The sequence below is a fragment of the Bacteriovorax sp. DB6_IX genome, assembly GCF_000447775.1.
In the GTDB taxonomy this organism is placed as follows: domain Bacteria; phylum Bdellovibrionota; class Bacteriovoracia; order Bacteriovoracales; family Bacteriovoracaceae; genus Halobacteriovorax_A.
The window spans coordinates 1-9,312 of the sequence record NZ_AUNJ01000058.1; the positions used below are offsets into that span (position 1 = coordinate 1).

The window sequence follows — 9,312 nt, forward strand, 5'->3', positions numbered from 1 at the left end:
TTTCCAAGGAAATGACGAGATCGATCGTGATGACCTGACTTCTCAAATCAAGTCTCGTGAGTATGCGATCCTTGACGTAAACACAATCAAGTCTGATGTTAAGTCAATCTTAAAGCAATACGAGGAAAAGGGGTTCTACCTGGCCTCTGTTGATTACACTCTTAAAAAAGTAAATCAAGAAAACGTGGATCTTATTTTTAAGATCAAAGAATTTGATAAGGTTCGAGTTAAGAAAGTTACTTTCCTAGGGAACCAGGCCTTCTCTGATGATGAGCTTAAAGGAATCATGGAGACACGTGAGGAGAGTCTTTTCTCATTTATGTCTGGTTCTGGAAACTTTAAAGAGATGAGTTTTAAGACAGATGTTGAAAGGCTTAAGTACTTCTACCGTACTAAAGGTTATCTCAGAGTTAATATTGGAACGCCTGATGTGACAATCTCTGAAGATAAGAAATGGGTATTCGTAACAATGAAAGTTAACGAAGGTCCTAAGTTCTCTGTTCGAGACATTACTTTTAAGGGAGAGGTTCTCTTTACTGATGGTGAGTTGACAGAAAAACTTCAACTTAAATCTGGTGATGTTTACTCAGAAGAACTTCTTAGAAAAGATATCCAAAAATTAACTGAAACTTACCAAGATGAAGGTTATGCCTTTGCTAACGTTTTAAGAAATCTTAATGTCGTTCCTGGTGAGAATAAAGTTGATATTGATTACTCTTTTGAAAAAGGGAAATTGGCTAGCTTTGGACGTATTACAATTAAGGGAAATACAAAAACTAGAGATAAGGTTATTCGTCGTGAACTTAGAATTAAGGAAGGAACGAAGTATTCTGGATCTGGTTTAAGAGAATCAAAAGAAAATGTTAACCGTCTTGGTTTCTTTGAGCCAGGAAGTGTTATCTTCAATACGGTTTCACCAACAGGACGAGATGATGTTCTTGATGTTGAAATTTCTGTAAAAGAAAAGAGTACTGGTCAAATCTCTCTTGGTGCTGGTTATTCAACAGCAACAGGTGGATTCTTCCAAGCTTCAATTTCTCAGAATAACTTTAGAGGACTTGGGCAGCAGCTATCATTCACAACGAACTTAGCGAAAGAGCAAAAGTCATTCTCACTTTCTTTCACTGAACCATACTTCATGGATACGAAGTGGACGACAGGTGGAGAGATCTTTAAGAATGAAAACCAACAGCTTTCAGCTTATGACTATGAAAAGCAAGGTTTTGCTGCTCGTATTGGTTATCCTATTTTTGATTACACAAGACTATTTACAACTTATAAGCTTGAAGAGACAAAGCTCTCAAATATTGAAGATGAGACAATTGATCCAGAAGCTGAAAATGGTGTAACTTCATCTGTAAGACTAGCTCTTATTAGAGATAGAAGAAATCACAGATTTGAGCCAACAAAAGGTTACTACTTTAATATCGCAACTCAATACGCTGGTGTTGGTGGAGATAAGAAGTGGTGGAAGAATGAGATTGATACAAGATACTTTAAAACTCTTGTTGGAGATCTTGTCTTTAGATCAAGATTTTATACAGCCAGAATTGAGCAAATCAATGGTGAGAAGATTCCACGTAACGAGCTTTTCTCACTTGGTGGTGCAAGAAACCTAAGAGGATTTAATATCGAAGATATTGGTCCAAAGAAGAAGGTTCTTGTTGATTCTAATGATGATGGAAACAAAGACGAAGAAGTAGAGTTTAACTCTGGAGCTGATTTTACAGCTTATACAACACTTGAAATTGAACACCCTCTTGCAAGAGAAGCTGGACTTAAATGGGTTCTCTTCTATGACATGGGGACTGCAGCAGATATTGAAGATATCGGAAAAATCTATATGGACTATGGATTTGGATTTAGATGGTTCTCTCCAATTGGTGTTCTAAGATTTGAGTTTGGGTTTCCAATTAACCCAGACAATGACGAAAAGAGTAGTAAATTTCATTTTGACATAGGACAGTTGTTCTAGAATATCAGGGAGTTTGATATGAAAAATCTTTTAATTGCATTCACACTAATTTTCTCGACTCAGGCCATGGCCGTAAAAATGGGGAAAGTAGATGTTCAAAAAGTTCTTGTAACGATTAAAGAATCTGGGTCAATCAGAGGAAAGTTAAAGAAAGAATTTGAAAAGAAGCAAAGCGAGATTAGAAAAGAAGAACAAGCGCTTGTTAAAGCTAGAAAAGATTTCGAAAAGCAAGCTGTTGTTATGAATGACAAAACAAAAGCTAAGAAGCAACAAGAGCTGCAAGGTAAGTTCATTGCTCTTCAACAGAAAATGCAACGTTACCAAGGTGAAATGCAGAAGATGGAGCAGAAATTTAAGCAGCCAATTCTAAATAAAATTAGAAAGGTAGTTGAAGAAGTTTCTAAAGCGAAGGGATTCGATTTTACTTACGAGTCGGGAACAACTCCACTTCTTTATGTTAAGTCTGTTACTGACATTACTGATGATGTAATTAAGGCTTACGATAAAAAAAATAAGTAATATTCTTTAAAGAGTATAAAAAAATAGGGGGAACTATAGGGTTCCCCTTATGTATTTGAGGAGGGCATGTATATGGTTAGCATTACAGACCTTTGTTCACTAGATAAATCCTTAGAACTAATTTCTGGGGAGTCCTCGGAAGTTGTTTCGACAATTTCTAACACAAAGTTTTTTCAAAAAAATTCATTGCTATTTATTGGAGCGAAGAAGTTTCTTACGGACTATCTTGCTTGTGGTGATGTTGATGGTTCCGAAGTTCTTGTCGTAAATAAGAAATTCTACGATGGACTGGAGAGTGAACAACAAGACGAGTTGAAGTCCAAGGCAAGGGCCGTTCTTTTAACGGGGAACCTTCCTTTGACAATGTCTAAGGTTTCAGAACCTTTTTATAAGTTAAAATATGAGATCTTAAACCTTCAGGTTGACGGTCGTAAAATGGGAAGTGCTTCAATTCATCCTTCTGCAAAAATAGGTGAGAATGTCTTTGTTGGAGAAGATGTTATTATCGAAGAGGATGTAACAATCATGCCAGGAGTTACAATTTTACCAAATGTAAAAATTGGCAAGAATACTGTGGTCTTTCCTAATGTTACGATCTATCCCTACACTGAAATTGGTGAATCATGTCGAATCCATGCTGGAGTGGCCATTGGCTCTGATGGTTTTGGATATAACTACGCCGATGGAGTTCATCATAAAGTGTGGCATTTTGGAGGAGTTAAGATTGGGCATCATGTAGAAATTGGGTCAAACACATCAATTGATCAAGGAACGTTTACGCCAACTCTGATTGGAGATGGAGCAAAAATCGATAACCTTGTACAAATTGGACACAATGTAGAATTAGGGCCAGGTGTTGTGCTCTGTGGTCAAGTAGGAATGGCCGGAAGTTCTAAGGTTGGTCCTTTCAGTGTTTTTGGTGGGAAGGCCGCAATTGCTGATGGAGTTGAAGTTGGAACAGGAGTTCAGGTGGCAGGGGCCGCCGCTGTAACATCTAATTGGGGTGATGGTGAAAAATTAGCAGGGTATCCTGCAAGACCATTGGCCGAGTGGTTACGTGGCCTAGCCTTTATCAGAAAGAACTCATTAAAGAAGTAGTCGTAGGATTTGTATTAAGAGAGGAATACATGAAACTAAGTAAAGAAGAAGTTATGGCAATTCTCCCACATAGGGAACCATTTCTATTTGTAGATGAAGTTGTCGATATTATCCCAGCAAGTGAAACAATTGAAGCTCCTAAGGACTTGGTTGGAACACTCGTGAAAGGGAAGTACACAACAAAGCCTGAGCATCCAATTTTTGAAGGACACTTTCCTGGAAACCCAATTTTCCCTGGAGTGACTCAAGTTGAGATGATGGCACAATTTACATCATTTGGATTGAAACTTCTTTATGATGATTTAGAAGAAAGAAACTTTGAAGTCATGCTTGTCTCAATTGATAACGCTAAGTTTAGAAAACCGGTTTATCCTAATATGGAACTGGATATTGAAGCGACTTGCACAAAAATGAGAAAAGGATTCTTACAAAATGACTGTAAAGTCTTTCACGAAGGTGAACTTGTGAGTGAATGTTCTGTCTTCGCGACTTTCAAGGTTATTTAAGGAGTAAAAATGGAATTAAATATTCATCCTACTGCCCTTGTTCATGAAGGAGCAAAGTTAGGTGAAAATGTAAGTGTTGGTGCTTACTCAATTATTGGCCCAAATGTTGTTATAGGTGACAATACTAAGGTGAGATCACATACCATTATCGAAGGTCATACAACGATTGGTAAGAATAACGATATTTTCCAATACTGTTCAATCGGCGCAGAACCTCAAGATACATCTTACAAAGGTGAGCCAACTGAAGTTGAGATTGGTGATAATAATGTTCTTAGAGAGTATGTTTCAATTCACCGTGGAACAATGAAAGATAGAAAGAAAACTTCTCTTGGAAGTAACTGTCTTCTTATGGCCCATGTTCACCTAGGACACGATGCTGTCGTAGGAGATAATGTCATTATGGCCAACTCTGTTAACCTTGCCGGTCACGTTAAGATTGGTGATAGAGTTATCATTGGTGGAGGAACAAATATATCTCAATTCGTATCATTAGGAAGAGGTGCTTATCTTGGTGGTGCTTCGGCAATTGATAGAGATATCCCAATTTTCTGCACAGGATATGGAAATAGAGTTCGTCTAAAAGGAATCAATATTATCGGTCTGAGAAGACAAGGATATGAGAAGCCAGTCATTAGTGAGTTCGTTGATTTCTATCGTACGATGGAATCATCAGTTCTTTCACCTAGAGCTTTCGTAGATCACGAAGAGCTTATGGTTGATTATAAAGACAATCCTCTTGTTCAAGAAATGAGAGCTGATATTAGAAAGAGTGAAGTTGGAATTGCTCCATTCATCTAGGATAGAAAATGAGTAAAGTAAGAGTTGCCTTAATCGGTTATGGACATTTAGGTAAGTGGCACGCACAGAAGGCACAGGCATTAGAAAGTTCTGAGCTTGTCGCCATCGTTGATCCAAGTGAAAAGTCCCGAGAGTTAGCAAGGGAAAGTTTTCCTGATACTAGAATTCTAGGAGATTTAAACGAAGTGATTGATGAGATTGATGCAGGAGTTGTTGTGACTCCAACTTCTTATCACTTTGCTGTGGCCAAGCAACTCTTAGAAAATAATAAGCACGTCTTCTGTGAAAAGCCCGTCACGGCAACAATGGAGCAAGCACAAGAGCTTGTCGCATTGGCAAAGGATAAGGATATTGTTTTTCAAGTAGGGCATAGTGAGAGATGTCATCAGTTCTGGGAACAAATCTCAGATTATCGTGAGATTGTTGATCATGCTTCACTTGTCACCGTCGTAAGAAACTCGCCTTTTAAAGGACGTGCGGCAGACGTCGGTGTTGTGGAAGACCTTATGATTCACGATATTGATCTTGTGAGAATGTTCTGTGGAGACCCACAAACAGTTCAAGCAGTTGGTGCAAAAGTTATCACTGATAAATGGGATCATGCTAAGGCCGTATTAAAATATCCAAATAAAATGGTGACAATCGAAAACTCAAGAAATGATGTTAAGGTTGAAAGAAGTATTCAGTTTACTGGGCCAAAGGGAATTCTTAGAGTTGATCTCTTTGAGCTAAAGGCCTATGTTTCAAATAAATTTGAAGATGGTAAGGAACAAGAGATAAAAGAAATTTCTTACGAAAGAAGAGATCATCTCCTTATTGAGCAAGAGAAGTTCTATGATTCCATTCTAAATGGAAGCGATATCTTTGTGAGTCTTGATGATGGGATAAAGGCCCTGAGATTGGTTGATCTTGTAAATAAAGCTTTAGACTCTGGAGAGGAGCTATCTCTATCATGAAAAGTTGTCTACTCATTGCAGGAGAAAAGTCAGGTGAAGAACATGGTTTGAGTTTTTTTTCTCAACTAAGAAACTTACAACCTGATGTGAAATTCTTCGGTGTTGGTGGAGACGAGCTTGAAAGAGAGGGCCTAGAGTTAATTTATCATCTTAAAGATTTTTCAACATGGGGAATCTCAGAGGCAATAAAGAAAATACCTTATTACTATAAAGCGCTAAAAAGAATTGAAGATGAAGTTGAGCGCCGAGGGTGTAAAACTGCGATTCTTATCGACTATCAAACCTTTAATTTAAAACTCGCAAGACGACTTGAGAAAAAAGGCGTGAAGATACTTTACTATGTGGCCCCTCAGGCCTGGGCATGGAAAGAGTGGCGAGCGAAGGTTTTAGAAAAATGTGTTGATACTCTTTTTTGCATTATTCCTTTTGAAAAAAAATGGTTTATGGATCGAGGGGTTAGTAAGGCCATCTCAATTCGCCATCCTCTTCTTGATCATTATGAAGAAGATCTCAAAGGCTTTTTTAGACAAAAAAAGGATCTTGAAAAAGATGAGGTCAACCTTCTGCTGCTTCCGGGAAGCCGAAACTTCGAAGTCTTTGGATTATTACCGAACTATGTGAGTGTGGCCAAGAAGCTTAAAGAGAAGTTCAATGTGAAGGTTTCAATTGTTAAATCTTCAAGTGTTTCAGTTCATGGTTATGAACCTTATGCAAAAGTTTTTGATAAAGAATATACCAATGATGAATTGACAGTCGCTCTTAAGGAAGCAGATATCTGCTTAGCTGCGAGTGGAACTGTGACCCTTGCTTGTGCTCTGTACGAGGTTCCAACAATTGTTGGTTATACAGGGAGTTTATTGAATGAGTATATCTTCTATCAATTCGTAAAATATAAGGGTTTTATTTCTCTGGCCAATATTGTCCACAATAAGGAAGTCTTTCCCGAACTAGTGACTCCTTATGTTACAGAGTACAATATTTTAAAGAGGGCCTTAAGGTTATTTGAAAACCATGAACACTATAATGAAGTGATGGATACTCTCGCTACGACTGTGAAAACAATTAGTGGAGAGGATATTAGTATTCCTGAATATATGTCGAAGAAAATAAGTGAGTCATATGAAAAGTAATTTTTTATCATTCTTATTCTTTTTAACAGCACCTATAAGCAAGTTATGGGAGTTTATTTATTGGATGAGAAGGTTTTTCTATGATGTTGGAGTTCTAGAACAGAACCAATTTAAAGTACCTATTATTAGTATTGGTAACTTAACACTTGGTGGTACTGGAAAAACACCATTTACTCTTTGGCTTGGAAATTATTTAAACGAACAAAATAAGAAAGTGATGGTGCTCACACGTGGGTATAAGGGGAATCTCGAACATAGCAGTGGCATTATTCGCACTGGAAAAATGATTGGGCATAATCCTTATGACTTCGGTGATGAGGCACTTGTTCTTTGTCGTGGGATGAAGGACGCTAGTGTTGTCGTTGGTAAGAAAAGAAGTGATAACTTAAAACATTACTTTGATTTAGAAAGTCCTGATGTTGTTCTACTCGATGATGGTCACCAACACTTACAAATTGATCGTAAACTCAACTTAGTTCTTTTTGACTCTCAACTTTCAATTGAAAAATATAAGGCCCCACCTCTTGGATATTTAAGAGAGGGGATGACGGCCCTTAAAGATGCCGATGCTATTATCCTAGGACGTGCAGATATAGTATCTGAGGAAAAGCTTCAGGAATTGAGAGATTTTGTTATTAAATATTCAAAACCTAATACTCCTATTGCATCCTTTTGTTATGCCCCTGGAAAAATTAAGGATATTAATTATACAGAGGTGATGAGTGCAGAGGATCTCAATGAGAAAAAGGTTATCTGTGTCTCTGGAGTCGCATCTCCAAAGTCTTTCTATGAGTTAGTGAAGTCTCAAGGCGCTGAAATTATTGATACTTATCAATTTCCAGATCACCACTTTTATACAGAAGAAGAGCTTGCGCCGATTATTAAGCAGGCTAAAGATGAAAATGCAATTGTCCTAACGACGGAAAAAGATATCGTTAAGTTACGTAGAGTTAGTGAAAGTGCTAATATTTACTACGTAGAGATTAGTGTAAAATTTCTCTCTGGAGAGAAAGAGATAAAAGACCTGGTTGCTCAGGTAATTTATTAACGATTAGGTAATGAATGAATAAGAAGACCTTGCTTTATAGCTGCCTTTTACTCACTTTAGTTGGATGTGCTGCTAAGAATATTGTTGAAACAAATGGTGACAAGGGTGACCTCGTAGAGGTTTTTAATCTTGATGATAAGAAGTTTGATAAGTTCATTACAAAGAAGAAATCGACAAATGAAGAAGTCTCTTCTCCTATTGAAGTTAAAGAAAAGAAAGATCTCAAGAAACCAGCGCATACTATAAAAAATAAGAAGGTAGCTAAAACTTCTAAGAAAGCAAAGAAGTCTAAATCGGGCAAGAAAAGAAAAAGTTGTTAAGGGCACGACTCAGAGTCATACTGAGTCAAAAGTTGTTCTAGCTCCTAAGAAAAATCCTCAAGAGGCCAAGGATTATCCAAAGTCTTTTATTAAGTACAACAAGTATAAGAAGTTTTGGGATCAGTACCAACCTATTACAAGACCTGGCGAAAAGATCTCGCTCCAAGTTTCTTGGACGTTATTTAATGCAGGTGTAGCAACAATAGAGACTGTTGGTGATCTTGAAATTGGTGGCCAAGATGTTATTGGTTATCGTGCAACAATTGAATCGGCAGAATACTTTGAAAATATTTATAAGCTCAAGGATGTTCTTGATACGTATATCTCTAAAGAAACTCACTTGCCAGTTAAGTATGTTTTAAAGCAAAGAGAGTCGGGGCAGAGTGTTGATGATCTTCAACTCTTTGATCATGAAGAACTAAAAACTTATTTCTGGTATAACCGATTAAAGAAGGGAAAGACTAAGAAACAAGAAAAGTCTGCCTACACACCAAAGTATTTTATGGACTCTTTTTCGGCCATCCAGTTTTTAAGAGGACTACCTCTTTCTGTTGGAAAGAAGATAGAGTTTCCTGTGATTACTAGAAACAAAGGTTTGGCTTTTCAGCGCTGTTGTTGAAAAGACTGATGAAATAGATTTTCTCGGAAAGCAAGTTAAGGCCCATAAGATCAAGGCAGAAACAAAGTACCCTGGTGTTCTTAAAAAGAGTGGTGACATTATCTTCTGGCTAAGCGCTGATGAAAGAAGAGTGCCACTTAAGCTTGAAGCGAAAATTAAAATTGGTTCGGTAAAGGCCTCAATAATCGATTATAAGAAAGGTAACGATAAACTGTGATTAATATTTTTAGGAATCAACAAAATATCCTCTACGTGTGTCCCACAGAAAGCTCTGGGACTAGAGAGAGAATGATTCTTAGAGATTGCCTTCTTCTTAAAGAGATTGGTCACAATGTCTTTC

General features: G+C 37.4%; 11 protein-coding genes. All 11 read left to right on the forward strand.

The features are described 5' to 3' along the window. The coding region (gene bamA / locus M901_RS01785; RefSeq protein ID WP_021276449.1) for an outer membrane protein assembly factor BamA at positions 1–1,975 on the forward strand (1,975 nt) is incomplete at its 5' end. A gap of 18 nt (positions 1,976–1,993) precedes the next feature. Then, positions 1,994–2,494, forward strand: coding sequence for an OmpH family outer membrane protein (locus M901_RS16095; protein WP_021276448.1), 501 nt, complete (start codon positions 1,994–1,996; stop codon positions 2,492–2,494). 72 nt (positions 2,495–2,566) lie between these two features. Beyond that, positions 2,567–3,592 (forward strand): UDP-3-O-(3-hydroxymyristoyl)glucosamine N-acyltransferase, encoded by a 1,026-nt coding sequence (lpxD, locus tag M901_RS16100; RefSeq protein WP_021276444.1) that lies wholly within the window; start codon positions 2,567–2,569, stop codon positions 3,590–3,592. Positions 3,593–3,621: 29 nt separating this feature from the next. Beyond that, positions 3,622–4,098 (forward strand): 3-hydroxyacyl-ACP dehydratase FabZ family protein, encoded by a 477-nt coding sequence (locus tag M901_RS01800; RefSeq protein WP_021276450.1) that lies wholly within the window; start codon positions 3,622–3,624, stop codon positions 4,096–4,098. Positions 4,099–4,107: 9 nt separating this feature from the next. Next, positions 4,108–4,899, forward strand: coding sequence for an acyl-ACP--UDP-N-acetylglucosamine O-acyltransferase (lpxA, locus tag M901_RS01805; RefSeq protein ID WP_021276453.1), 792 nt, complete (start codon positions 4,108–4,110; stop codon positions 4,897–4,899). 8 nt (positions 4,900–4,907) lie between these two features. Beyond that, positions 4,908–5,855 (forward strand): Gfo/Idh/MocA family protein, encoded by a 948-nt coding sequence (locus M901_RS01810; RefSeq protein ID WP_021276451.1) that lies wholly within the window; start codon positions 4,908–4,910, stop codon positions 5,853–5,855. Then, positions 5,852–6,985, forward strand: a complete 1,134-nt coding sequence (gene lpxB / locus M901_RS01815; protein ID WP_021276452.1) for a lipid-A-disaccharide synthase — start codon at positions 5,852–5,854, stop codon at positions 6,983–6,985. Before M901_RS01810 ends, lpxB begins: the two co-directional genes overlap by 4 nt. After that, complete coding sequence (lpxK, locus tag M901_RS01820; protein WP_034719565.1) at positions 6,975–8,033, forward strand: tetraacyldisaccharide 4'-kinase; 1,059 nt, start codon at positions 6,975–6,977, stop codon at positions 8,031–8,033. The genes lpxB and lpxK overlap by 11 nt, the downstream gene beginning before the upstream one ends. A gap of 14 nt (positions 8,034–8,047) precedes the next feature. After that, complete coding sequence (locus M901_RS01825; protein ID WP_021276447.1) at positions 8,048–8,353, forward strand: hypothetical protein; 306 nt, start codon at positions 8,048–8,050, stop codon at positions 8,351–8,353. 133 nt (positions 8,354–8,486) lie between these two features. Next, positions 8,487–8,972, forward strand: coding sequence for a DUF3108 domain-containing protein (locus M901_RS18165; RefSeq protein WP_369793744.1), 486 nt, complete (start codon positions 8,487–8,489; stop codon positions 8,970–8,972). 13 nt (positions 8,973–8,985) lie between these two features. After that, on the forward strand, positions 8,986–9,189 hold the full coding sequence (locus M901_RS18310) for a DUF3108 domain-containing protein (protein WP_081653298.1): 204 nt from the start codon (positions 8,986–8,988) through the stop codon (positions 9,187–9,189). Positions 9,190–9,312 lie beyond the last annotated feature (123 nt).

Bases quoted from the DNA above. Each gene is read 5' to 3' on its own strand.
- M901_RS16095 (WP_021276448.1), top strand. From the start codon at position 1,994: ATGAAAAATCTTTTAATTGCATTCACACTAATTTTCTCGACTCAGGCC.
- lpxD (WP_021276444.1), top strand. From the start codon at position 2,567: ATGGTTAGCATTACAGACCTTTGTTCACTAGATAAATCCTTAGAACTA.
- M901_RS01800 (WP_021276450.1), top strand. From the start codon at position 3,622: ATGAAACTAAGTAAAGAAGAAGTTATGGCAATTCTCCCACATAGGGAA.
- lpxA (WP_021276453.1), top strand. From the start codon at position 4,108: ATGGAATTAAATATTCATCCTACTGCCCTTGTTCATGAAGGAGCAAAG.
- M901_RS01810 (WP_021276451.1), top strand. From the start codon at position 4,908: ATGAGTAAAGTAAGAGTTGCCTTAATCGGTTATGGACATTTAGGTAAG.
- lpxB (WP_021276452.1), top strand. From the start codon at position 5,852: ATGAAAAGTTGTCTACTCATTGCAGGAGAAAAGTCAGGTGAAGAACAT.
- lpxK (WP_034719565.1), top strand. From the start codon at position 6,975: ATGAAAAGTAATTTTTTATCATTCTTATTCTTTTTAACAGCACCTATA.
- M901_RS01825 (WP_021276447.1), top strand. From the start codon at position 8,048: ATGAATAAGAAGACCTTGCTTTATAGCTGCCTTTTACTCACTTTAGTT.